Below are 24,227 nucleotides of genomic sequence, written 5' to 3'. Positions count from 1 at the left end.
CGCGGTTCACACGTCCCCGCGCCGTCACGCGGTGCCCACAATGGTCGATCGAACGGGGCCGGCTCACCCATCCGCTTAGGGGCAGGCCCCGTTCACCACGCCCGCGCGCCCCTCGAAAGCACGGCAGGGCCTGGCGAGACCCGTCTTCCGAGGTCCCACGAGGCCCTGCAACGGCGGCGGCCCCCACCTGGAGGACCGCCCCGCGGCACTGACGACTTACGCCCCGCTCTCGCGCAGCATGTCCTCGCGCTCGACGATCTTCACGCGCTCGCGGCCCTGGGGCTCGCCCAGCGCGCGCTCGGCGGCGTCCAGCTCGTACCAGCCCTGCCAGGTGGTGAAGCGGACGTCGCGCTCGGCGAGGTAGGCGTCGACGGCCTCCGGCTCGGGCGAGGCGGGGGTGTGCAGGCGGCCGTTGGCGTGGTCGTCCAGGAGGTTGGCCACGGTCTCGTTGGCGTCGCCCTTGGTGTGCCCGATGAGGCCGACGGGGCCGCGCCGGATCCAGCCGGTGACGTACGTCGACTGCAGGTGGGCGCCGCTCTCCTCGACGACGCGGCCTCCCTCGTCCGGAACCGTGCCGGACTCCAGGTCCCAGGGCAGCTTCGGGAGCTTGTCCGAGAGGTAGCCGACGGCGCGGTAGACCGCGGTGACGTCCCAGTCCTTGAACTCGCCGGTGCCCTTGACGTTTCCGGTGCCGTCCAGGGCGGTGCGCTCGGTGCGCAGGCCGACGACCTTCCCGTCCTCGCCGAGGATCTCGGTGGGCGACTCGAAGAAGTGCAGGAACAGCTTGTGCGGCCGGTTGCCGACGTCCCGGATCGCCCAGTTCTCCAGGGTCTTGGCGACCATGTCGGCCTGCTTGTTGCCGCGCCGGGTCTCGATCGAGCCGGCGTCGTAGTCGATGTCCTCGGGGTCGACGATGACCTCGATGTTCGGCGAGTGGTCGAGCTCGCGCAGCTCCATCGGGCTGAACTTGGCCTGCGCGGGACCGCGGCGGCCGAAGACGTGGATCTCCTTGGCCCGGTTCGCCTTCAGACCGTCGTGGACGTTCGGGGGTATCTCGGTCGGCAGCAGCTCGTCCGCCGTCTTGGCGAGGATGCGGGCGACGTCGAGCGCGACGTTGCCCACGCCGAGCACCGCCACCTTCTCCGCCTCCAGCGGCCAGGTGCGCGGCACGTCCGGGTGGCCGTCGTACCAGAGGACGAAGTCGGCGGCGCCGTAGGAGCCGTCCAGGTCGATGCCGGGGATGGACAGCTCACGGTCGGCCGTCGCGCCCGTGGAGAAGATCACCGCGTCGTAGAAGGCGCGCAGGTCGTCCAGGCTGATGTCGGTCGGGTAGTCGACGTTGCCGAACAGCCGGATCTGGGGCTTGTCGAGCACCTGGTGCAGGGCGGTGATGATGCCCTTGATGCGCGGGTGGTCGGGCGCCACGCCGTACCGGATCAGGCCGAACGGGGCGGGCATCCGCTCGAAGAGATCGATGGACACGCCGGGTTCGGCGGCCACCCCGGACTTGAGCAGGGCGTCGGCGGCGTAGATCCCGGCGGGACCGGCTCCGACGATGGCTACCCGCAGGGGGCGCGGCATGATCAGTTCCCTTCGAGCGTGAACAGGCGACTCGATCGGGAAGCCTAGACTAAGGCAGACCTAAGTTAGTACGCGGGTCGGGCCTATGACGTCATAAGCCGATCTTATGACTCATCCAGGTGATGCTTATCGGAGCGTGCTCCGTCGCTTGCCTGCGCGGGGGCCGAGGGTTGGGCGGAACCTCCGGAGTGTGGATCATGGCTGCGTGACGAAGCTGACCAAGAACGCACGTCCGGTCGAGCGGCGAGCCCCTGAGCTTTCCCCTTACCAGCGTGAGATGCGGCGACGGCTCATCGCGGCCCCGGAGGTTCCGGCGCCCGAGCCCTGGCAGCGCATCGCCTACGCCCCGGTCGGCGGACTGCTCGGGATCGGCTTCGTCTCGCACCCCGGCACCGGTCACGACCTGGTGATGGTCGTCTCGAACGACGGACACGGTCTCTTCGACGGCGTCACAGGAGAGAAGATCGCGCGGGTCCGTGACCCCGACCTCGACTCCGAGGACGGCGGCCGGGAGGCGGATCCCGCTCTGTGGTGTCTCGGGTTGGGACCGGCCGCCGGAAGCAGGGTGCGCATCGCAGGACTCTTCGGAGGAGACCTTCACGCCACCAGCGCAGACGGCTGGAAGCTGGAGGTCGTCACCCCGGTCTGGCCGAACGAGCGTGTCCTGCTCTCCCGAGACGGTGGACTGCCGCACTCCGGCCCGCACGGGGAGCACTGGTGGCACATCTTCCACTCCCACTGCTCCGAGCTTCGCGCCGCTGGATTCTCGCCCTCCGGGCAGACCCTCGCCGTGGCGACGAGCAGCGACCTGTCCCTGTGGACTCGCGAGCGCCGGCCGCAGCCGCAGTAGTCGCGGCCGGTGATCAGACGAAGGCCAGGGCAGGACATCGCACTCCCCGTCGAAATCCCTCCCACGCGGAAATGGCGTGGCTGCCGAGGTCGTGGTGTCGGTATCGTCCGGTACTCCGCACCGCCGTACCGTACCGGCGGGCCACGTCCGGAAAGCGATGCAGATGACCAGCCGCCAGGTGACGACGACCCTGTGGCGCCCCACCGGTCCCAAGGAGCTGGACCTGGTCCGGGAGCTGAACTGGCGTGCCTGGCCGCCCCGGTTGGCCGAGCAGCCGATCTTCTACCCGGTCCTCGACGAGGACTACGCGGTCAGGATCGCGCGGGACTGGAACGTGAAGCACGACGGCGCCGGCTTCGTCACCCGTTTCGAGGTCGAGTCGGAGTTCCTGAGCCGGTATCCCGTCCAGCAGGCCGGCGGGCAGACGATCCTCGAGCTCTGGGTCCCGGCCGAGGAGCTGGACGACTTCAACGCCCACATCGTCGGCGAGATCCAGGTGGTCCACGAGTTCCGCTGAGACGCGGGATGCCGGGGGACGAGTGGTTCCGGGCCGGCGCTGTCGGGCAGGTTCACCCCGTCGGTGACGGGCAGCCGGGGGTGAGGGTGCGTGGGTGGACGTGAGGAGACCGTCGTCGCGGTGACCGGGGGCGGCGGGTTCGTCGGCGGGCATCTCGTGCGGCGGCTGCTTCAGCGGGGTTACCGGGTGCGCGCCACCGTGCGCCGACTCGCGAACGCGGACAAGGTGCGGCCGCTCTGGGAGATGCAGGAGGCGTTCCCCGGGCGGCTTGCGCTGTTCGAGGCGGACCTGCTCGACGAAGGGTCCTTCGACGAGGCCTTCCGCGGCTGCTCGACCGTCTTCCATGTCGCCTCGCCGTTCCTCGTGCCCGAGCAGATCACCGACGGCCGACGCGACGTCGTCGAACCGGCTCTGCTCGGCACCCGCAACGTCCTGGCGGGCATCGAGCGGACCCCCGAGGTCCGCACCCTGGTGTTCACCTCGACCGTCGGCGCCGTCTTCGGTGACTACGCGGACGTGCGCCACATGGACGGCGGGGTGCTCTCCGAGCGGTACTTCAACACCACCAGCACCCTGGAGAACAACCCCTACCACTACGCCAAGACTCTCGCGGAGCGCGCCGCCTGGGACGCCGAGGCGGCACAGGACCGGTGGCGCATGGTGTCCGTCAACCCCGGCCTGATCCTCGGCCCTTCACTCACCCCGGCGTCCGAGTCCGGCAGCCTCTTCCTCCTCGACGAGCTGTTCAAGGGCTGCTTCTGCTACGGCGCCCCCGACTTCAGCTTCACCACGGCAGACGTACGGGACGTGGCCGACGCGCACATCGCCGCCGCCGAGAACCCCGGCGCGCACGGCCGGTACATCGTGGCGGCCGAGACCATGACGTCGTTCCACGAGATGTCCCGCATCGTCCGCGCCCGCCGCCCCTACGACCCACGCCTGCCCCGCACCGCGCTCCCGCACTGGCCCGTCCGGATCCTGGGCCCTGCCTTCGGCCTCACCCAGGACTACATCCGCAAACACCTCGGCATCCGCTTCCGCGTCGACAACAGTCGCGGCATCCGCGAACTCGGGCTCACCTACCGGCCGGTGGAACAGACCCTGCTCGACCACTACGAGAGCAGACGCGCCCGGCGTGCGGTCAGGCGCTGAGGGGGCCCGGCGTCCTTGCGGGTGTCACGCCGGCCGGATCACCCGGTGGATCGCCGCCTCCCCGGCGCCGTAGATCGACTCCTCCCGTATGGACGCCCCCGGGCCCGGCGCGTGCACCATCACACCGTCCCCGATGTGCAGGCCCACGTGCCGGTCGTCGTCGAAGAAGAGGACGAGGTCGCCCGGTTCGAGACCGGCGAGCGTGACCGGGGTCCCGGCCAGCGCCTGCTCGTGCGCGGCCCGGGGCAGCGTGACCCCGGCCGCCCGCCATGCCGCCTGGGTGAGGCTGGAGCAGTCGTACGAGCCCGGCCCCATGGCACCCCACACGCACGGCTTGCCGACCTGCGCCCGCGCGAACGCGATGGCCTTGGCGACGCGCACGGCGTCCGTGGTCTGCGGGACGGTGCCGAGCGGCGCTGGGGTCGGGGCCCAGGCCGGTGCAGGTGCAGGTGTCGGCGTGGGTGCGACTGCGGCTGCCCCGGCAGCGTAGGAGCCCGTGTCGGCCACGGCGTTGGCGGTGGCTGCGGGGGGAGTGGTCAGGTTGGCGAAGGATCCCGTCCCGGGCCAAGGGCTGTTGGTGACCGGTGCGTAGGAGCCGGTGTCCGTCACGGGATCGATGACGACCGGCGCGTACGAGCCCGTGGACGTCAACGGGTCAGGCATGACAGCCGCGTAGGAGCCAGTGTCCGTGACCGGGCCTACGGTGACCTGGGGGTAGGAGCCTGTGTCCGTGACCGGGCCTACGGTGACCTGGGGGTAGGAGCCCGTGTCCGTGAGCGGGCCCGCGGCGACCCGGGGGTACGAGCCCGTGTCCGTGACCGGCGCGAACCGGCCGGTCTGAGGGACGGAGGCGAACGCACCCGTGTCGGTCCCGGGAGTCGCCGTGGGGAGAGACGCGGCCGGGTCCTGGGGCGTCATCGCGGTGGACGCGCCCCACTGCGGCTGCGTCCACTGCCCGGTGGCCGACCGGGCCGGCTGCTGCCACTGGCCCGACTGCTCCACCGCGGACGGCAGCGCCTGCCGCGCCCCCGTGTTCCACGCCTCCTGGGCCCCGGTGTCCCAGAGGTCCTGCACCCCTGTGCCCCAGGCGTCCGGCGCCGCCGGCACGGCCGTAGGAGCCGCACCGAGCGTGGCGATGTGGCGGGACAGCACATCCCGGGCCAGGGCCAGCTTGCGCCGGTTGGTCGCCTTGAAGTCTCCGGGGGAGGGGCGCCCGGGCGCGCCGGATGGAACGGGGAGTTGCCTGGGCTCGCGTACCGGAGTGGGGGGCAGCGGGCCGGCGGGCAGTACAGCCGTCTCGCCCAGGGCCCCGCCCGAGCCCGGCCTCGGCCCCGCCCCAGGCGGCGAGAACTCGGCGGCGATCAGCCCGGGTTCGGCAAGGCGGGCCGGCCCGCCGAGCTCCGGAGAGACGGTCGTACCGAGCGCACCGAGGGCGAGCGGTGCCACCACGCCAGGGCCGGTGAGCTGGGGCAGGCCGGGCCCGGTGACCGTCCCCAGGTCGGCCACGGGTGCGCCTCGGTCTGCGGCGGGCGCTGCCGTCCATCCGGACGGTCCGGGCAACTCCAGCGCGTGGCCCGGACGTTCGGTGGACCGGCCGGCGGGCAGGGCCGCGGTTCCCGCTTCCAGTGCGGGGCGCGGGCGCCCGGCCGGGGCCGCCGAGGGGCCGGGCGGCAGCTCGGCCAAAGGGCGGTCGGCCGAGCGGGCCGACGGCAGTTCGGGCAGGCCGAGACTGGCGGCGAGGGATTCCCTGGCGTCACTGTCCGCCCAGTCCCGGGAGCGGGCGGGGGCCGCCGGGCGGGCGGGCTGCCGGTCGGCGGGGAGCGCGGCGGGCACGGTCGGCCCGAGCTTGGCGCGCGCACCGTCGAACCACTGCCGGGACACCGCGTCGAGCTCGGGATCCGTGCGTCTGCCGGAGCGCTTGGCCAGCGGGACGCCTCTGGAACGGGTCGCCGCCGCCATGGCCCGGGTCGCGTTGTAGTTCCCGGTCGCGTTCTCCGCCCGCGAGTAGAGGGAGTCGATCCGCTGCCGTACTTCGTCGGGGCTCTCCGGCGCCATGGAAGACGTACTCCTTCCTCGCCCCGCAGGGCAGTTGGGCCGATCCCGGAGTCGGACGAGCCCCGGCCCCGGGCGCCACGGCGGATTCGCAGGGGGCAGCCGGGCGGCCTGGCGTCAACCTAGCCAACTTGTGTCCCTCGTGTGAAGGTTGAAGGGCGGTATGTCCGATACATATTCGTGATGTTCGCCGCGCTGTTCGACTGGGCAGGCTTTTCGGCCTTCCCCGGGACCGCTTCGGCCGCCGATCCGCCGTACCCGCCCGGTGGCGGTGTGGTTGCGCTTTTCTGTGAGGTCCCTGTTAATTTCCGATCCGGTTGAACACCAGGGCGCCCCCGGCCGTATGGGGGCTGGGGAACTCATGCCCGACCGACCGTTTCACACAAGGGGACGACCTTGGTACGCAACAGGCGCAGACGCCAGACCGGCGCACGACGCGCGACCTTCGCAGCGGTCGCCCTGATGCTGGGCGGAGGCGGTCTCGTCGCCGTCAACGTCTACGCCTCCGCGAGCGAGGGCGCCTGGGGCGGCCAGGACGGCACCGAGGCGACCGGCCAGGTCAAGTCGGCGGGCATGGCCACGATCGACTGCCCGGACGTCGGCACCCGGCTGACCGACGTGCCGGACGGGGCGCGTGAGGAGGTCGACCGTCAACTCGCCGAACTGGACCAGCAGACGACCGCCGCCTACCAGCAGCTCCAGGCCTCGGCGGAGGCCGTCAGGCGGGACCCCGGCTCGGCGGACTCCTCGATCATGAACCCGCTGAAGGAGAAGCGGGCCGCGACCATCGAGCGCATATCCGTCGCCATCGACCAGGTGGGGGACCGGCCGGAAGGTCTCGAGTCCCTGGCCGCCTGCACCCTGCGGCCCGGTCAGGAGAGCACGGGTGGCGAGACGGCCGGCGCGGGCCAGAGCACCGCGTCCCCGAGCGGCGGCTCCCAGCAGGGCGGCGGCGGTCAGGGCCAGAACGGCGGCGGGCAGGCGGGGGCCGGGCAGGGCGGCAACGGGCCCGTCGTCTCCGACTACACGGACATCACCTCCGTCCAGCCCAACGTGCCCAACCCGCCCCAGCAGGCCGACGCCTCGCGCGGCAGCTTCACCTCCGACTGCGGTGTCAACGCGGGCGGCCTGTTCAACTCCGACAACGTGATCGTCGCCCCCGGCGTCTCCAACGGTGCCCACCACTTCCACGACTACGTGGGCAACCAGTCCAACAACGCCTTCGCCAGTGACGACGACCTGGCCAAGGCCGACACCAGTTGCGTGGACCGGGGCGACAAGTCGACGTACTACTGGCCGGTGCTGCGTCTGCAGAACGGCAAGCAGGAACGGGACGCCGGTTCCCCCGGCGGCGGCACCGAGGGCAACGCGGGCCAGATCGTCACCCCCAAGCAGGTCACGCTGACCTTCGTGGGCAGCCCGCGGGGCAAGGTCACCGAGATGCCGCGCCTGCTGCGCATCATCACCGGCGACGCCAAGGCCTTCGTCAACGGCCCCGCCAACGCCAACGCCTCCTGGAGCTGCACCGGTTACGAGAACCGCCAGCTCAAGGACAAGTACCCGCTGTGCCCGCCCGGCAGCGACGTGGTGCGCACCTTCCACTTCCAGAGCTGCTGGGACGGCCGCAACATCGACAGCGCCAACCACCGTACGCACGTGGCCTTCGCCACCCCCGACGGTGCCTGCCCCGACGGCTTCGAGGCGATTCCCCAGCTGGTGCAGCGCATCGTCTACGACGTCGCCGCGCCGAGCCTGAACGACGGCGGGCGCACGGTCCCGCTCTTCGCGGTGGACTCCTTCCCCGAGCAGCTGCACAAGCCGGTCACCGACCACGGCGACTTCATCAACGTCTTCGACGAGGGCCTGATGCGTCAGATGGTCGACTGCATCAACTCCGGCCGGACCTGTGGAGCGCGCGGCGGCGACGACTCCGGCGCCACGGCCGACCCGAGCCCGAGCCAGGGCGACGGCGCCACGGCGGCGCCCGGCGACGGTGCCACGGCCGACCCGGGTGCGACCGCCACGACGGCGCCGCCGGCCCCGGCCACCTCCGCACCGGCCCAGGAGCCGGGGACCGGGGCGGCGACGACCGCACCGGCGAACACCACCAAGCACGACCGGCCGGCCAAGCACCACCAGCCCTCGCGTCACGACCAGTCCACCACGCACGACAAGCCGGCCGGCCAGGACGAGTCCACGGACCGGAGCAACTCCGGTGACGCGGGCAAGCCGACCGGGTCCACGACGGACCAGAGCGACAAGGTCGACAAGGCAGACAAGGCCGGCGATGCCGGTGCTTCGGCCACGCCCGCCGGGTCCGGCGCCGGCGAGGTCGGCCAGGCCACCCAGACCCCCGCCGGCGCTCAGCCCCAGGCGCCGGCCGCCCAGCAGGAAGCCCAGGGGAACCAGGGCAGCCTCGCCGAGACCGGCACGCACCTGTGGCCCGCGGCGATCGGTGTGCTGCTGGCCATCTCCGGACTCGTCATGCTGCTGAGGGCCCGCAGGCTGAGCTACTGACGGAGCCCGCGGCCGAGTCGGACGGCGGCCCCACCGCACCGCGGTGGGGCCGCCGTCGTTGTCCATCGGCTCGCGACCCCTTGTGGGAGCGCTCCCAAGCGTATGAGGATGAGCCCATGTCACCCTCGTCCACGGACCTGAGCCCCGCCGTCCGCCCCTACCGCCCGGGCGACCGTGAGGCGGTCGCCGACATCTGCGTCCGCACCGCGCACAACGGCGGTGACTCCCGGGCCCTCTACCCGGACCCGCGGCTGATGCCGGCGCTCTTCGCCGAGCCGTACTGCCACTTCGACCCGGACCTCGCCTTCGTGCTGGACGACGGAACGGGCCGGGCGGTCGGCTACGTCGTCGCCACCGCGGACACCGAGCGGTTCGTGTCGCAGTTCCGACGGCGGTGGATCCCCCGGCTGGCCGGCCGGTACCCGGCCCCCACGGCGCCGCCACGCACGCCCACCGAGGAGATGATCGCGCTCCTGCACCACCCGGAGCGCATGATCCTGCCCGAACTCATCGCCTACCCGGCCCACTTGCACATCGACCTGCTGCCGCCCTGGCAAGGGCGCGGCCACGGCCGCCGGTTGATGCGCACGCTGCTCGACGCCCTGCACGGACAGGGCGTTCCGGCCGTCCACCTGGGCATGGTCACCGCCAACACGGGCGCCCGCGGGTTCTACGACCGGCTCGGCTTCCATGTGATCCCGGTCGCGGACCCCGGCCCGCTCACATATCTGGGCCGGGCCACGACGCCTTGAGCGAGCGGACGTGTCACGGTCGTCCGTCAGGCGGCCCGCAGGGTCCGCTTGGCGAGTTCGTACGCGGGCAGCATCGCCTCGTGTTCCTCGGTGTCCATCCCGCCGAGGTGCAGGACGACCGGACCGTCGGGAGTGTCGACGGCGAGGGCGCGCTCCTTCTTGGTCTCGTCCAGGAGCTTGCTCGTGTAGAGGTACTCCACCTCGACGCCGTGGAGGCCGCCGCCCGTGCTGACGCTGCGGTACTTCTCCTTGCTCACGTTGTCCTCCGCGGCGACGAACCGCCGCAGCACCGACCGCGCGTCGGCGTCCTGCGCCCTGCCGGTCCACACCCGCAGGAAGCCGATGTGTCCGGCGGGCTTGGCGTCGATCTCGCAGGCGGCGGTGACCGGGCCCTGGCGCAGCAGGCTGTCGGCGAGCGCTCCGGACAGATCGCCGTCCGAGCCCTTCGACGCCTTCGACAGCTCCTTCTCGGCCGCGATGCCCTTGGCCTTCCAGTGCTTGGCGATGTCGAAGCTGACCGGCAGTTCGCAGGCCGACCCGGCCGTGCCGATCGTCCCACCGCTCGCCGCGGCGGCGCTCTCCGCTCCCGCCCCCTTGGCCGACGCGCTCCCCGACGGCTTCGCCGCGCCGTCGTCGTGCCGGCCGCAACCGCCCAGCACGGCCGCCAGCACCAACGCCTGGACCACGCGCGCCCGCACCGACCCCACCCTGACCTGCACCGCTGTCTCCCCTCCCGCTAGGAGGGGCCACTGTAACCGAGCACGCCGACAGAGCCGTACGGGTATTGGCGTACAGGTATCGGCGTACAGGTGTCGGAGTACGGATAGGGGCGTACGGCTGTGCGGGCGGCGGGCGGCGGGCGGCGGGCGGCGGGCGGCGGGCTCAGTCCGCGTCGCGCCGGCAGTGCAGGAACAGGTGCGGCTCGGGCACGGCGTCGGGGTGGGCGGGGGAGAAGGTGGCGTGCTCGGCGGCCAGGACCGTCAGACCCGCCTCGGTGGCCACCGCCGTGAAGTCCTCGGCGGAGTAGCTCGTCAGCCGCACCGGCTGCCCCATGAAGACCCCGTCGACGGCCTCCACGTCCAGCGGGACGGTGGCCAGCACCGCGAATCCGCCGGGCCGGAGGGCACGCGCCAGCGCGCTCACGAGTGACGACTGCTCGGCACGGGACATCTGCAACAGCGAGAAGTAGACGCACACGGCGTCGAAGTCGGCGTCCTTCAAGGCCAGTTCGCGGATGTCGGCGAGGCGGAACTCGGCCTCCGGCACCTGGCGGGAGGCGAGCTCGACCATGACGGGGGAGACGTCGACGCCGAGCACCCGGTGCCCGGACTCCGTGAGCGTCCGCGCGGTCGGCCGTCCCGTCCCGCTGCCCACGTCCAGCACCCGGCTGCCCGGTTCGAGCCGGTCCAGCAGCCACCGGAGCGAGGCCCGGTGCCCCTCGGAGGAGACGAACGCCTTCTCGTAGTCGAGACCCAGCGCGTCGAACACCACGGCGGCCGGGGCCCGGCGGTCTCCCTCGGTCACGTCCACTCCTCCCGTCGCCCTGCAGGTGCCGGGCATCGTCGCACCCCGGCCCCGGGGCCCACAACGCCGCGCGCCGGGCACCCGGCGCGTTTGCGGGCGGCGGCACCGGCAGGGCAGGGTTCCGGGCTGTGCCTACTCTGCTGATCGTGCATCACACGCCCTCGCCGAACTGCCAGGCCCTGTTCGAGGCCGTCGTCGCCGGGGCGACCACCCCGGAGATCGAAGGCGTCCGGGTCGTACGCCGCGCGGCGCTGTCCGCCACCGCCTCCGACGTCCTGGAGGCCGACGGCTACCTCCTCGGCACCCCCGCGAACCTCGGCTACATGTCCGGTGCCCTCAAGCACTTCTTCGACCAGGTCTACTACCCGTGCCTGGACGAGACCCGGGGCCGGCCCTTCGGCTACTACGTCCACGGCGGCAACGACGTCACGGGCGCCGTCCGCGCCGTCGAGGCCGTCACCACCGGGCTCGGCTGGCGCCGGGCGGCCGAGCCGGTCACCGTCACCGGCGAACCGGGCAAGGCGGATGTGCAGGCGTGCTGGGAACTGGGTGCGACGGTCGCCGCGGGGCTCATGGCCGACGCCTGAGCGACGAGGCCGCCCGCCGGGCCGGCGGCCTCGTGCCAGGCCGGCGGTCGGCGGCCTCGCGCGCCCGGTGTCAGGCGCTCGTGAGGACGACGAGTCGCTGGGTCGCCCGGGTCATCGCCACATAGCGGTCGACCGCGCCCTCGACACCCTGGCCGAAGCGCTCCGGGTCGACGAGGACGACCAGGTCGAACTCGAGCCCCTTCGCCAGCTCCGGGGTGAGCGAGCGCACGCGGGCCGTCGGGCGGAACGTCGGATCGCCGATGACGCACGCGGTCCCCTCGGCATGCGTGCCGAGCCAGGTGCCGATGACGGAGTCCCGCTCCGCGGCGGACCCGTGCGTGACGGGGACGCCGCCCGCGCGGATGGATGTCGGCACGTTGGCGTCCGGGAGCACGGCCCGGATGACCGGCTCCGCCTCCGTCATGATCTCCTGCGGGGTGCGGTAGTTGACGCTCAGCGAGGCCAACTCGATCCGGTCCAGGCCGATCCGCTCCAGCCGTTCCCGCCACGACTCGGTGAACCCGTGCCTGGCCTGCGCCCGGTCCCCGACGACGGTGAAGCTCCGGGAAGGACAGCGCAGCAGCAGCATCTGCCATTCGGCGTCGGTCAGTTCCTGGGCCTCGTCGACGACGATGTGCGCGAACGGGCCCGCGAGTTCGTCCGGGTCGACCGGGTGCAGCTCCGCCTCGTCGACCAGGCTGACCTTCGCGTCCTCGCCGCGCAGCATCGTCACCAGGCCCTCGCCCTCGTCGCCGTCGGCGCCCGAGTCCGCCACGGCCTGGACCAGGTTGTCGACCACCCGTTCCATGCGCTCGCGCTGGGCGGCGAGCACCGCCTCGTCGCGCCGCTTGCGCCGGGCCGTCTCCGGGTCGCCGAGCCGCTGCCGCGCCGCGTCCAGCAGGGGCAGGTCGGACACCGTCCAGGCCTGGGGGTCCGCGCGTTGCAGCCGGCGTACGTCCTCGCGGCCGAGCCAGGGCGCGCACAGGCGCAGGTAGGCGGGCACCGTCCAGAGGTCTCCGACCAGGTCCGCCGCTTCGAGCAGCGGCCACGCGCGCTCGAACGCCCCGCGCAGCTCCCTGACCCGCGTCAGCGCCCTGCGCAGCTGGTCCTCCGGGGCGTCGCCGTCGTGCTTGGCCACCAGGATGTCGAGCAGTTCGCCCCAGACCTGCTCGCGTGCCTCGTTGTGCGGGGTGCCGGACTCCGCCGCCTCGAACGCCAGCGCCCAGTCGGCGGCGCCGAGCCGGATGTCGGACCAGGGGGTCGTGATGGTCATGTCCTCCGTGGGCGGTTCCTCGTAGAACCTGACGGCGGTCTCGACGGCGCCCACCAGCTCGGCCGACGACTTCAGCCGGGCCACCTCCGGGTCGGTCTCGTCCGTGGCCGCGGCACCCTCGGGGACCAGGTCCCGCAGGACGCACGTCCGTACGCCGTCCTCACCCAGGCTGGGCAGCACGTCGGCGACGTACGCCAGATAGGGCCGGTGCGGACCGACGAACAGGACACCGCCCCTGCGCCGGCCGAGGCGCGGGTCGGAGTGCAGGAGGTAGGCCGAGCGGTGCAGGGCCACGACGGTCTTGCCGGTACCCGGACCGCCGTCGACGACGAGCGCGCCGCGCGACCCGGCGCGGATGATGGCGTCCTGGTCCGCCTGGATGGTGCCGAGCACGTCGCGCATCCGGGGCGAACGGTCGCTGCCGAGGCTGGCGATGAAGGCGGACTGGTCGTCGAGCGCGGCGTGCCGGTCGATCCCGTCGACGGTGAACACCTCGTCCCAGTAGTCGCCGATCCGGCCGTTCGTCCAGCGGTAGCGGCGGCGGCTCGTCAGCCCCATCGGGTTGGCGTGGGTGGCCCCGAAGAACGGCTCGGCCGCCGGCGAGCGCCAGTCGAGCAGCAGTCGGCGGCCTGTGCTGTCGGTGAGGCCGAGCCGTCCGACGTAGACCGGCTCGGCGTCGTCGGCGACGACCATGTGCCCGAGGCACAGGTCGAGGCCGAAGCGGCGCAGGGTGCGCAGTCGCGCGGTCAGCCGGTGGATCTCCGTGTCCCGGTCCATCGCGTGCCGGCCCAGGCCGCCGGGAGCGCGGCGCGCGGTGTCGAGGTGGTCGGTGAGCTCGGCGATCGACTGTTCGAGGCACTCCGCGACGGCCGCGAAATGCCGTTCGTCGCGGGCGATCAGCGCGGGGTCGGCCTTGGCGGCGAGGCGGTCGGGGAGGTCGAAGGCACTGGCACTGGTGGTCAGGGGGTTCAAGACAATCAACTCCGGTGGTGCGGGGTGAGGCCGCCGGTGATCGGCGCGGTGCGGCGGCGGCGTGGTGACGCGATGGCGTGGTGACGCGACGGCGCGATGGCGTGGTGAACGGTGGGGCGATCCGTGGCCGATGGGTGGGGCGTCGGTGGGGCGTCTGGGAGGCGTCGGGGAGGCCATGTCCGTGGTGCCTCCGCGGGGTCCCGTGGGTCGGGCGGGGGAGGGACCGGGGGTCGGCTTCCGCCGGGCAGTCGGGTCACACCGGTCGGCGCGGGCGGCTGGGTCCGGGCGGGACGGGCGAGCGCGGTGAGGCGAGCAGTGGGCCGAGGCCACCGGCGGGCCACACGGCCACCGGGGGCTCACGCGGGGGCGTCAGGTGCGCTCCGGCCCGTCTCGGTGAGCAGGAGTCGTGCGGCTTCCGCCGCCCCGTCGGTGCGGACCGTCGTGGCCACGGACTTCGCCCGCGCGCCGGTCGCGGGGGACAGGGCCACTCCGAGCGCGGCCGAAAGGGAGACGACAGTCGGGGTCGGACCGTCGTGCGCGGCGCCGATGCCCAGACCGGCCACCCGGCCGGCCCAGTACGGCTGGTCCGCCGCCTGGGGCACCACCACCTGCGGTGCGCCGGCCCGGGTGGCCGTCGTGGTGGTGCCCGCGCCGCCGTGGTGCACGACGGCGGCCACCCGGCCGAACAGCGCCTGATGGTTGACCTCGCCGACGAGGAGGCAGTCGTCCTGGCCGTCGAGCAGGTCCAGGTCCGCCCAGCCGCGGCCGAGGAGCACCCGCCGGCCGTGCGCGCGTACAGCGTCCACGGCCACCCGGGCGACGTCCGCCGACTCGCGCATGGGCATGCTGCCGAAGCCTACGTACACCGGTGGTTCGCCGGCCTCCAGGAACGCCACCAGTTCGGCCGGCAGCGGGCGTTCGTCCGGCAGGAGCCACGCGCCGGCCTGCACGACGTCGAGGCCCGGCGCCCCGCGCCACGGGTCGAGCACCGGGTCGGTCGCCAGCCACGGCCGGCCGCCGGTGACGTAACCGCGCACGTCGTCGACCGGGGCCAGCCCGAGCGAAGCCCTGCCGGTGGCGAGCGCCTCGCCGAACAACGCGTTGGCGTTCTCGGCGTCCAGGTCCCACAGCACCTCGTTGTCGGTCACTCCCGGCGGCAGCGGCCGGCCCGGGTACGCCAGTGGCGGGCGTTCCGGCGACGGCAGGGTGAGCTGCTGGAAGGTGACCGACACCGAGCGGACGCCCAGCCTCTCCGCCACGGACAGCGCGCCGGCCGCGGCCGGCAGCACGCCGGTCGCCACCACCACGTCACAGCCCCGGGCCGCCTCGGTGACCGCCTCCACCTGGCCGGCGATCAACCGGGCGGCACGCTCGGGCAGGGACGACGCCGGCGGCGCCGCCTTCGTCAGCGCGCGCGCCGACGGCCCGACGCTCACCAGCGGCACGCCGAAGCCGGCCAGCCGCTGCGCGAAGTCCTCGTCCGGCGGGGCGCACACCCGCACCTCCGCGCCGCGCTCCCGCAACCGCACGGCCAGTGCCACCAGCGGTTCCACGTCGCCCCGCGACCCATAGGTGGACAACACAAAACGCACTACGCAAATCCCCCGTTTCACCTGGTTCCGGCTTCGGTCGGTGATTCTGCGCCACGGAGGGGGCCTTGCCGCAAGCCCCCCGGTGCGCTATACGTTGAGAGTGGAAAGGAGCGGTTCGCCTCCTTTCCCTTTTTCTTTTTCGCGCCCCCTTCCGCGTCCTCTGCCTGGACGGATGAAGGTGCGGGCGCGCCGGCCCTGGCTGACGATGGGTGCGGGACCGCGCCCCTCGGGACGCGGTCGCACCCCGTCCTACGTCGTCGAGCCGAGGGAGCGTCGGATGCGAGCGAACGACCACGCACCCGGACGGACGACGGACGAGGAGCAGGAGGCCGAGGAACTGCTGCGCCGCTGCGCACGGGACCTGATGGACGTCGCCGACGGCCTCCGCGAGGTGTCAGCGCGCACCGGCGCCGCCCTGTCCGCACCGTCCCTGGCCGCGTCCGTGCGTGAACGGCCGCGCACCGGGCTCGCCGCGCGCTGGGCGCTGCTGCGGGCCCTGACCGGTGGACAGGGGCTGGGCGGCCCGGTCGGCGCGACGCCGCACGGCACGGGCCGGATGCTCGGTGCGGCCCGGACGGTGCTGGGCCGGGAGAGCCTGGCCGCGCTGGTCGCCGTCGGCGCGCTGCGTCTGCGGATGGCCGCCGTGCTGACCGGCCACCCCGGGTACGAACGCGATCCGGGCATGCGGCGGCTGACCGACGCCGTCGGCGCGAAACGGGATCCGGAGGCCGCACGGGCCCTGCGCGCCCTGTTCCGGGACCCCGGCGCCCAGCGCGCCCTGTCGGGACTCGCACCCCTGATGACCGAACTCCTCTCCGTCCGCGCGCTGTTGGACGAGGAGCCCCGACACGACCGTCCCCGCCGGAAGCCGGCCGGGAGCCGCGCACCGGCGACTCACGCCCGACGGGCGACCGGAACCGCCCAGGCGGCGGACGCGGCACCGCCCACCGACGCGGACCCGGCGGCCGACGGAGTACCGTCCACCGGCGCCGTACGGGAGGCGGACGCCGTGTCGCTCACCGGCGCCGTACGGGCGGCCGATGCCGTGCCGCCCAGCGACGCCATCACGGTGGCCGACCCAGGACGGCCCACCGGTGCCGTCCCGGCGACCGGCGCCGCACCGTCCGCCGGCGCCGGACCGCCCACAACCGTTCCGCCGGGCGCCGACCGAGGGCGGCCCACCGCAGTCCCGGCGGCCGATGGCGCCGCACCGTCGACCGGTCCTGCACCGTCGACCATTCCCGCACCGTCGGCCGGTGCCGTACCGTCGGCCGGCGCCACACCGAGTACCGCGGCCCTCCACCCCGGTCGGCGGGACCCGGGCGACGGCGCCGCCGAGGCCGTGGGCCTGACCGTCCAGGAACGGCAGATCGTCGCCACCGAGGGCTCCTTCCTCGGCTACTTGCGCAACATCGAGGTGCTGTCCGGCGACGGGCGGATCCTCGTGCAGAACGTGCGCGGCCCGGACGGTGTCGTCCGGTACGTCGTCCAGGTGCCCGGCACCGCACCCGGCCGCCCCCGCCACGCCTTGCCGCAGGACTTCGCCGAAGCCTGGCGGGCTCTCTTCCGGACCGACTCGCCGCACACCCGGTCGATCCTGCTCGCCCTGCGGGACCACGGCATCCCGCGCGGCGCCGAACTCGCCCTCATCGGGCACGGCGAGGGGGGCGTCGCACTGCTGAACCTCGCCCGGGACCCGGAGTTCTGCCGCGACCACCGGGTCACCCACGTGATCGCCGTCGGCTCCCCGCCGGGGGACCGCGGGGTCGCCGACCCGCGCACCCGGATCGTCCGCGTCACCAACCGGCACGACCTGGTGGCCGTGCCCGACGGTCGCGGAGCGGCACCGCAGCCACCACCCGCCGCGGCCCCGAAGCCACCGGCCGCCGCGGCTCCGCAGCCACCGGCCACCACCGCCCCGCACCCGAACCCGGAATCGCGCCCGCGCCCGCACCCGCGGCGACGTCCGGCCCCGCAGCCGTACGTACACCCGCGTCCCGACCAGGACGCGAACCCGTACGAGGCCGAATACGAGGGCCCCACTCGCGAGTTCCCGCTCTGCCACTTGGTCCGCGAGTACATCGAACACCTGCGGACGGTGGTGCCCGGGGTCCGCGAGGACGTCGACGAAGCGCTCGGCGCCTACCGCGGACCCGTCGTACGCACCCAGGCGTACCGGCTCGGGAACCGCGCGCACCCGCCCGAGGGCCACCCTTTCCTCACCGTGCCCACCGCCTCCGTGCCCACGACGACCGGGCCCGTCGACGTCCCGGTGCGCTACTACGACTCCTCCGCCGCCCACCTGTGCTTCCCCGTCGACGCCGGGGCGGCGCACGCCCTGCTGCCCGACGGCACCTGGATGCGGCCGAGCCGGCTGGGCCGACGGGCGCTGGCGGTGCTGTCCCTGTACGAGCACCGCTGCTCCACGATCGGACCCCACGCCGAGATCGCCCTGTCGGTCCTCGTGGACGACCTGTGGCGGCCGCGGCCCTACGACATCGCCGCCGACCTGCTGCGCCGGGCCGACCTGCGCCGCACCGGCCGTTGCGTGCTCTCCCTCGCGGTGAGCAGCGAGGAGGCCCGTGTCGTCGCCCGCGAGGTCTGGGGCCGCCCGGCGGTCCGCACAGCCGCCGACGCCGAGCTGATGACCCGCCACTTACGTTTCACGGCACCCGAGATGGGCCTCGCCGTCGAAGGCCGCCTCGGCCCCGGCGTCCGCTGCCCGGAGCCCGACTGGGTCCTGTACGGCCGGCGCGGCGAGAGCACCGTACGCAGTGTGGCCCGGGCCCACGGCCGCTCGCGTCTGCACCTGGCGACGCGGGTGCGGCTGCGGCTGAACACGGCCGCCGCCGAACCCCTGGCCGGACAGCTTCGCCGGCTCCACATCGACACGGCCCGGCCGCTGTTCGTGCTGGCCTGCTCGCAGTTCATGGTCCACCGCAGCGCGGGCGTGGTCCTGCCGCGCTGAGACCCGCCCGTACGAGACCCCGCTGGAGCCTTCTGTGGTCACCGAGTTCCTCCGCACGACGTCACCGGTCAGCGAACTCCTCGACCGGATCAGCCGGTTGCGCACCGACGCCGACCTGGTCGACGGCTACGCCCGACGGCTGAGCGAGATCGCGTCCGCGCTGGCCGGCTGCGCGGCGGCACCCGAGGGGACCAGTGACACGCTGGAACGGCGGGCGGCCGCGTGCGGCACCGCCGCGACGCAACTGCGCACGGCGGCGGACGCGTTGCTGGAACACGTCAGGGCGGTCGGATGAACGGCGAAGCGTACGAGGGGCCACGGAGATGAGCGTTCGGCAGCATGTGCGCGTCGGCGGCCGCGTCCAGGGTGTCTTCTACCGCGACACCTGCCGTCGCCTCGCCGAGGAACGAGCCGTCGCGGGATGGGTGCGCAACCTCCACGACGGCGACGTGGAAGCCGTGTTCGAGGGCGCCCCGGACGACGTCGAACACATGGTGCGCTGGGCAGCCGAGGGCCCGCCGTCGGCCCAGGTGAGCCGCTGCACGACCACACCCGAGCAGCCCGAGGGCCTGTCCGGCTTCCGCGTGCTGCCCGACGCGGGACCCGAACCTGACTAGGCGGCGCTTGTGATCATTGGGCTTGCTCGGGGGAAGGCGATCCGGGTGGGTGAGCGGGGTCGTGGGAGCGAGGGCGGGAGACAGCGAGTGAGCGAGCGGCGCGGACGCGACTGGACACGGATGACTCCCTCGGACTTCGACCGCGACGCGCCGCCCTGCTGGGGCACGGACGCGATTCCAGCCGTGCCCGACGCATGCGGTACGACGCCCCTCTTCGGCGAGAAGCTCCGGGCCACGGACGACAACGGGCCTGACTCTCCGGATGGTGGCGGAGGCGACCAAGGAACCTTGTTCTGACGCGCTTCAACCGGTGAGGGCCGGCTCAGTCCGGCGGGCGGGCCGTCGGAAGTAGCGGGCGCCCGACCACGTGCCGGGCCGTACCAAGAAGGCGTGCGCACGGCCGTCGCGCCACGGCGGCCGTGCGCACGCCGTGTGTGGGCCGGGCTCCGAGCAGAGCGGTCACGGCCTGCTCGGGCCGGCTGGTTCGTCCGGACCCGGTACCGGGCGGGTCCGGGTCCAGGACGGGTCGGCGGGCAGCTCAGGAGTGGGGGCCGGGCCGGGGTGGGGGACGGTCGGCAGGCTCATGGGCGGTGGCTCCTTCGGACGAGGTGGGGGACGGTCCGTGGAGGGGTGTGGTCGGTGCGGCGAGCGTGGTCGCCGCACCGCGGGCCGGGGCGCGGTCGTGGGGTGCGGGGGTCAGGTTAGTGGTGCTGAGCCGGGCAGGGGAATCACTCGGGAGCGGGATGTCCGCCTCCGTGTCCGGGGCCGGAGGCGCCGTCGGCAGTTCCGCCCAGACGATGCGCGCCGGCCGGCCGGGCGCGAGTGTCACGCCCCAGTCGTCGCTCAGCGCGGCGACCAGGAAGAGGCCGCGCCCGTTCTGGTCGTCCGGGCCCGGCTTCCGGGGGAAGGGGAGGGCGCGGCCCCGGTTCTGGTCCTCTATCTCCAGGCGCACCCGGTCCGCCCCGCGGCGCACCCGGCACACGACACGTTCGCCGGCCGCGTGCACCAGCGCGTTGGTGACCAGCTCCGAGAGCACGACGGCGGCGTCGTCCCGGACGGTCTCGGCGACGCCCCAGACCGTCAGCAGGTCGCGCACCACGCGGCGGGCCGTGCCGACCGCGGGCGGCAGCGCGGGCAGGTCGAAGGCGGCGGTGGGGCCGGGCGGCGAGTCCCCGGTGACGTGCGGGTCGGGCAGCGTGTCCCCGGTGACATGTGGTTCGGGTGGTGCGTCTCCGCAGACGAGCGGGCCGGGGCCGGCGGGCCCGGGGAGTCGGCCCGGGTGCTCGCCTGCGGATGGTCTCGGACCGGGGGGCGGCTCCGCCGGCGGCTCGGCGGACGCCGACGCGGCTGGGGCGTCCGGGACGCCGACCTGGGGTTCGGAGACGGGGACCGTCGAAAGCGGCGACGGCGACAAGGGCGAGAGCTGCGGCAGCGACGGAGGCTGCGGCGCCGGCGCGATCACCGCCGGTCCGCCGGAGGCCCGGTCCGCGGGCGGTCTGTGCACGGGGCGGGGGAGGGAGGGCGGAGCCATCGCCGTACGCCTTTCGTCCGGCCGCTCGTCTCAGGGACGGCCGGTGTCGGAGGGCCGGCCGTCCGGAAGCGGACGACACCCGGCCTCCCGCGAGGCCGTGGTGGCAGCCCTGTCTCCCCCGACCGGACCGCTTCGCCCGCTCCTACGACGAGCCGGAGCAGTGGATCCACTCTGGCACCCGTCAACAACGCGCCGCAACCAGCAAGTTGAAAATCGCAAGCAGTCGCGAGTGTACGGCTCGTGTCGCGAAGGCCCGGGACGGCGTGGCCGAAAAGGAAGCGAAAGGGACCGGAATTCGCCACAAGCTTGGCTGTTGTGCCGCGTGGCGGGAATTGCGGGGAAAGAAATGGAGTGGCAAGCGGAACCGGGCGGAGGGGAATGCGGTCTTAAGGTCCGTCGAGGGCCTGGATGAGAGCGGTCGCGAAGAAAACAATGGAATGCGAGAAATGACCTGAAGCCGGTCCTCCCACCGGCCGGCACAGGCGCCCGGCCCCGCCCCGCCCCACTCGGGGCGGGGCCGCGCTGTAGGGGGGCAGCCCGCCTCACCCGTCCGGGAGGGCTCACCCCGTCCGGGTGCCCGACCCCCGCACACGGGCCTCGGCGACCGCCGCCGGCCGGTGCGGGTGGCGGACGCCGGCGGCCGTGCGGTGCACGGCGATGAGCGCGGCGTCGTCGTCGAGCCGGCCGCCCACGTGGGCGAGCAGATCGCGCCGCAGATGGTGCATCAGCGCCTCTGGGCTGTCGTCCGTCCAGCGGGCGGCCCGCTCCGCCAGCGGATAGAACCGCCCGCGCGCGTCCCGGGCCTCGATCACCCCGTCGGTGTACAGCAGCAGCGTGTCGCCGGGTTCGAGGGAGACCACGTCCAGCGTGTGCTCCGCACCTGCGTGCACTCCCAGCGGCGGCGCCGGGTGCAGGCTCGGCACCGTGACCGCGTGACCGGGGCTGAGCAGCAGCGGCGGCGGATGGCCGCAACTGGTCATCCTGGTGACCGGGTCCTCGTCCGGGATCTCCATCAGCAGAGCCGTGGCGAAACGCTCGCCTGCCTCCTCCGCGGTGTCCAGCTCGGCCGTGTACCGGGTGATGCTCTGGTCGAGCGCCTTCGCCAGGTCCCGCAGCGCCACATGGCGGTGCGCGCTCTCCCGGAAGGCGCCCAGCAGCAGAGCCGCCTCCCCGATGGCGGCCAGGCCCTTGCCGCGCACGTCGCCGATGAGGACCCGTACCGAGCCGTCGCAGCGGGTCGCCGCGTACAGGTCGCCGCCGATCTGCGCCTCCTCCTCGGCGGCCAGGGACAGGGACGCGATCCGCAGCGGACCGATGTGCTCGGGCAGCGGCCACATCAGCACGTGCTGGGCCGCCTCGGCGACGTTGCGGACCTGGGCCAACTGTGTCTGGCGCCGTTCCCGCAACGCGCTGTAGACGACGACCGCCACCGAGAGGATCGCCAGCGTGACGATCTGCACGATGTGGTTCGTCGTCGTCAGACCGCCGTGGTAGACGCCGATCAGGCCTTGGGCGAGCACCGCCAGCGCGCCCACCAGGCCCGTGGTGCGGGGGCCGGCGAACGACGGGGTGAGGGCGGGCGCGATGACCAGCGCCGGGCCCAGGTGGATGCTCTCGGGGGAGCGCAGGTCGACCACCGTGATCACCACGATGAGCACGATCGGGAGCAGCAGCAGGGCCCGGGGCGAGCGCCACAGCATGCGCGCGTCCCGACCTGCGAGCCCGGCCCTCATGCCTACCAGGGTGCGCCCGCGCACGCGCCGCGGCACTCGGAAGGCACCGCCCGACGGCCACGACTGACCGTGCGGGGCCCCGGGTACCCGGAGGGCTCCGGGGCCGCCCCCGGCCGTCCGCGGGGGCGCCGGGTGTGGTCGACGGACGCGAATGGAGAGGCCATGACGCAGAACGGGGAGGACACCACCCCCGCCCGACGGCCGGAGGTCACCGGACTCCGGCTCGCCGCCGACGGCCCGGTGCGGCCCGCCGCGGCGCCGCCCGGCAGCCAGGACCTGCCGCAGGACCGCAGCCAGGCGATCCTGGAGGCCGCCAAACAGATCGGAGCCCTGCTCAAACGCAAGGGCCACCCGTTCGCCCTCGCGGGCAGCGTGGCCGTCTACGCCCACGGCGGCAGCCGCCACCTCCAGCACGACGCCGACTTCGCGGTGCTGCCGGAGGACGCCGACGCGGTGGCCGCCACCCTGCGCGAGGCGGGTCTGACCGTGCGCACCCCGCCGGAGGACTGGCTGCTCAAGACCGACTGCCACGGGCAGGACATCGACATCATCTTCGAGCTGGCGCACCAGCCCGTCAGCAAGGACATGCTGGCGCGGGCCCAGTGCCTCCCCGTCGACTCGGTGCTGATGCCCGTGCTGGCGCCCACCGACCTGATCCACAGCCTGATCAGCGCTTTCTCGGAGCACTACTGCGACTTCGGGGCGGTCCTGCCGGTGGCCCGCGCCGTGCGCGAGAAGGTCGACTGGGACGCGGTGCGCCAAGCCTGCGGGGACGCGCCCATGCCGGCCGCCTTCCTGTTCCTGCTCGAACGGCTGAACGTGATCGAACCCCGGGAGGGGACATCATGACCGATCCCGACGTACGGCCGCCGGGCCCGCCCGCGGCCGAGAACCTGGACTACCGCGTCGCCCACCTGGCCGACCGCCTCGCCGCCGGCCACCTCGGTGAACTGGGTGTACGGCTCGTCCCGCACGGCGACTCCGTCCTGCTGACCGGGACCGTGCCGTCCACACAGTGCCGGGACGAGATCCTCGGCCTGGCCCGCGAAGAACTGGCGGGGCACCCCGTCCACTGCGACCTGCTGATCGCCGGGACCTCCTCGCCCGACCACGGGGAGGACCTCACATGATCCGCGTAGCGGCGGTGGGAGACATCCACATGGCCCCCGAGAGCGAGGGCACGCTCCGCCCCGCCTTCGAGACGCTGCCCGGCTGCGCCGACGTCCTGCTGCTCGCCGGCGACCTCACCCGGCACGGCACCCCGGAGGAGGCGCGGGTCGTCGCCCGGGAGATCAAGGACCTCCCGGTGCCGGTCGTCGCCGTCCTCGGCAACCACGACCACCACGACGAACGGCCCGACGAGGTCACCGGGATCCTCCAGGAGGCCGGCGCCCGGGTTCTGGAGGGTCAGTCCGCCGTCGTCACCACCGCCGGCGGCGCGCGCATCGGGGTGGCCGGGACCAAGGGCTTCGGCGGCGGGTTCGTCGGACGCTGCGCCGGGGAGTTCGGCGAGCCGCTCATGAAGGAGTTCGTCCGCTACAGCCGCCGGTGCGCCGACGGCCTGCTGGCCGCCCTGAAGGAGCTGGACGAGCAGGACTGCGGCGTGCGGATCGCCCTGACCCACTTCTCGCCGGTGCCGGACACCCTGGCCGGGGAGCCGCCGGAGATCTACCCGTTCCTCGGCAGCTACCTGCTCGCCGAGGCGATCGACACCGCGGGCGCCGACCTCGCCGTGCACGGGCACGCCCACGCGGGCACCGAGCACGGCATGACCAGCGGCGGTGTGCGGGTGCGCAACGTGGCCCAGCCGGTGATCGGCCAGGCGTTCCACGTCTACCACCTGCCGGTCGCGCAGCGAGCGGAAAGGGCGGATCGCCAGCCCGCCTGACACCGCGAGCCCTGCCCCGGGACCAGCCCCGGCCGGGATCAGCCCCGGCCCGGGGCCTGCGCTTCCCCGAGGCTCAGGCGCCCGTGCCCAGGCGCGCCCCGCCCCGGCCCTGCCCCGGGAC

At 73.7% G+C, this 24,227-nt stretch carries 20 protein-coding genes; 12 read left to right on the top strand and 8 right to left on the bottom strand.

Annotation, left to right across the window (positions count from 1 at the left end; genetic code table 11):
- Positions 1–216: 216 nt before the first annotated feature.
- The gene (locus PV343_RS36050) at positions 217–1,581 is read right to left on the bottom strand and encodes an FAD-dependent oxidoreductase (protein WP_319151256.1); all 1,365 of its coding nucleotides are present in this window, start codon (positions 1,579–1,581) and stop codon (positions 217–219) included.
- Between the two features lie 277 nt (positions 1,582–1,858).
- On the opposite strand from PV343_RS36050, the gene PV343_RS36045 reads away from it, so the two are divergent.
- From PV343_RS36045 to PV343_RS36035, 3 genes are all read left to right on the top strand, one after another.
- Positions 1,859–2,431: a hypothetical protein gene (locus tag PV343_RS36045; protein ID WP_319151262.1), complete on the top strand. Its 573-nt coding sequence runs from the start codon at positions 1,859–1,861 to the stop codon at positions 2,429–2,431.
- Positions 2,432–2,594: 163 nt separating this feature from the next.
- Positions 2,595–2,948 carry a hypothetical protein gene (locus PV343_RS36040; RefSeq protein ID WP_319151255.1) on the top strand — a complete coding sequence of 118 codons (354 nt, stop codon included), beginning with the start codon at positions 2,595–2,597 and terminating at the stop codon, positions 2,946–2,948.
- 90 nt (positions 2,949–3,038) lie between these two features.
- The gene (locus tag PV343_RS36035; protein ID WP_319151254.1) at positions 3,039–4,100 is read left to right on the top strand and encodes an NAD-dependent epimerase/dehydratase family protein; all 1,062 of its coding nucleotides are present in this window, start codon (positions 3,039–3,041) and stop codon (positions 4,098–4,100) included.
- A gap of 24 nt (positions 4,101–4,124) precedes the next feature.
- On the opposite strand, the gene PV343_RS40505 is transcribed toward PV343_RS36035, so the two are convergent.
- Positions 4,125–5,018 carry a C40 family peptidase gene (locus PV343_RS40505; RefSeq protein ID WP_415923537.1) on the bottom strand — a complete coding sequence of 298 codons (894 nt, stop codon included), beginning with the start codon at positions 5,016–5,018 and terminating at the stop codon, positions 4,125–4,127.
- A 1,596-nt stretch (positions 5,019–6,614) separates the two neighbouring features.
- Between PV343_RS40505 and PV343_RS36025 the strand changes: the two genes are divergently transcribed.
- Positions 6,615–8,669 (top strand): DUF1996 domain-containing protein, encoded by a 2,055-nt coding sequence (locus PV343_RS36025; protein WP_319151261.1) that lies wholly within the window; start codon positions 6,615–6,617, stop codon positions 8,667–8,669.
- A 116-nt stretch (positions 8,670–8,785) separates the two neighbouring features.
- A complete protein-coding gene (locus PV343_RS36020; protein WP_319151253.1) occupies positions 8,786–9,421 on the top strand; it encodes a GNAT family N-acetyltransferase in 636 nt (211 codons plus the stop codon).
- A 26-nt stretch (positions 9,422–9,447) separates the two neighbouring features.
- Here the strand turns inward: PV343_RS36020 and PV343_RS36015 are convergent, their stop codons facing one another.
- Positions 9,448–10,140 carry a lipoprotein gene (locus tag PV343_RS36015; RefSeq protein ID WP_319151252.1) on the bottom strand — a complete coding sequence of 231 codons (693 nt, stop codon included), beginning with the start codon at positions 10,138–10,140 and terminating at the stop codon, positions 9,448–9,450.
- Between the two features lie 163 nt (positions 10,141–10,303).
- A complete protein-coding gene (locus tag PV343_RS36010; RefSeq protein WP_401700364.1) occupies positions 10,304–10,981 on the bottom strand; it encodes a class I SAM-dependent methyltransferase in 678 nt (225 codons plus the stop codon).
- Between the two features lie 92 nt (positions 10,982–11,073).
- On the opposite strand from PV343_RS36010, the gene PV343_RS36005 reads away from it, so the two are divergent.
- The gene (locus PV343_RS36005) at positions 11,074–11,532 is read left to right on the top strand and encodes a flavodoxin family protein (RefSeq protein ID WP_319151250.1); all 459 of its coding nucleotides are present in this window, start codon (positions 11,074–11,076) and stop codon (positions 11,530–11,532) included.
- Between the two features lie 70 nt (positions 11,533–11,602).
- Here the strand turns inward: PV343_RS36005 and helR are convergent, their stop codons facing one another.
- Both helR and PV343_RS35995 read right to left on the bottom strand, forming a co-directional pair.
- Positions 11,603–13,777, bottom strand: a complete 2,175-nt coding sequence (helR, locus tag PV343_RS36000) for an RNA polymerase recycling motor ATPase HelR (protein ID WP_319151249.1) — start codon at positions 13,775–13,777, stop codon at positions 11,603–11,605.
- Positions 13,778–14,133: 356 nt separating this feature from the next.
- Entirely contained in the window at positions 14,134–15,369 is a 1,236-nt protein-coding gene (locus tag PV343_RS35995; protein WP_319151248.1) for a glycosyltransferase, read from the bottom strand.
- Positions 15,370–15,646: 277 nt separating this feature from the next.
- On the opposite strand from PV343_RS35995, the gene PV343_RS35990 reads away from it, so the two are divergent.
- Genes PV343_RS35990 through PV343_RS35980 form a run of 3 tightly spaced genes read left to right on the top strand, consistent with a single transcriptional unit; the run spans position 15,647 to position 18,954 of the window.
- Positions 15,647–18,337: an acetoacetate decarboxylase family protein gene (locus PV343_RS35990; RefSeq protein WP_319151247.1), complete on the top strand. Its 2,691-nt coding sequence runs from the start codon at positions 15,647–15,649 to the stop codon at positions 18,335–18,337.
- 34 nt (positions 18,338–18,371) lie between these two features.
- On the top strand, positions 18,372–18,632 hold the full coding sequence (locus tag PV343_RS35985) for a hypothetical protein (RefSeq protein ID WP_319151246.1): 261 nt from the start codon (positions 18,372–18,374) through the stop codon (positions 18,630–18,632).
- 28 nt (positions 18,633–18,660) lie between these two features.
- On the top strand, positions 18,661–18,954 hold the full coding sequence (locus PV343_RS35980) for an acylphosphatase (RefSeq protein WP_319151245.1): 294 nt from the start codon (positions 18,661–18,663) through the stop codon (positions 18,952–18,954).
- 538 nt (positions 18,955–19,492) lie between these two features.
- On the opposite strand, the gene PV343_RS35975 is transcribed toward PV343_RS35980, so the two are convergent.
- Both PV343_RS35975 and PV343_RS35970 read right to left on the bottom strand, forming a co-directional pair.
- A complete protein-coding gene (locus tag PV343_RS35975; RefSeq protein WP_319151244.1) occupies positions 19,493–20,485 on the bottom strand; it encodes an ATP-binding protein in 993 nt (330 codons plus the stop codon).
- Between the two features lie 560 nt (positions 20,486–21,045).
- Positions 21,046–22,218: a PP2C family protein-serine/threonine phosphatase gene (locus tag PV343_RS35970; RefSeq protein ID WP_319151243.1), complete on the bottom strand. Its 1,173-nt coding sequence runs from the start codon at positions 22,216–22,218 to the stop codon at positions 21,046–21,048.
- 162 nt (positions 22,219–22,380) lie between these two features.
- Between PV343_RS35970 and PV343_RS35965 the strand changes: the two genes are divergently transcribed.
- From PV343_RS35965 to PV343_RS35955, 3 genes are read left to right on the top strand one after another with little or no spacing between them, the layout of a single operon-like run.
- Positions 22,381–23,067, top strand: a complete 687-nt coding sequence (locus PV343_RS35965) for a nucleotidyltransferase family protein (protein WP_319151242.1) — start codon at positions 22,381–22,383, stop codon at positions 23,065–23,067.
- Positions 23,064–23,348, top strand: coding sequence for a hypothetical protein (locus PV343_RS35960; protein ID WP_319151241.1), 285 nt, complete (start codon positions 23,064–23,066; stop codon positions 23,346–23,348). The genes PV343_RS35965 and PV343_RS35960 overlap by 4 nt, the downstream gene beginning before the upstream one ends.
- Positions 23,345–24,106, top strand: coding sequence for a metallophosphoesterase family protein (locus PV343_RS35955; RefSeq protein WP_319151240.1), 762 nt, complete (start codon positions 23,345–23,347; stop codon positions 24,104–24,106). The genes PV343_RS35960 and PV343_RS35955 overlap by 4 nt, the downstream gene beginning before the upstream one ends.
- Positions 24,107–24,227 lie beyond the last annotated feature (121 nt).

The organism is Streptomyces sp. WI03-4A (assembly GCF_033792105.1).
Taxonomy (GTDB): domain Bacteria; phylum Actinomycetota; class Actinomycetes; order Streptomycetales; family Streptomycetaceae; genus Streptomyces; species Streptomyces collinus_A.
This window is presented reverse-complemented; position numbering and strand designations above follow the sequence as displayed.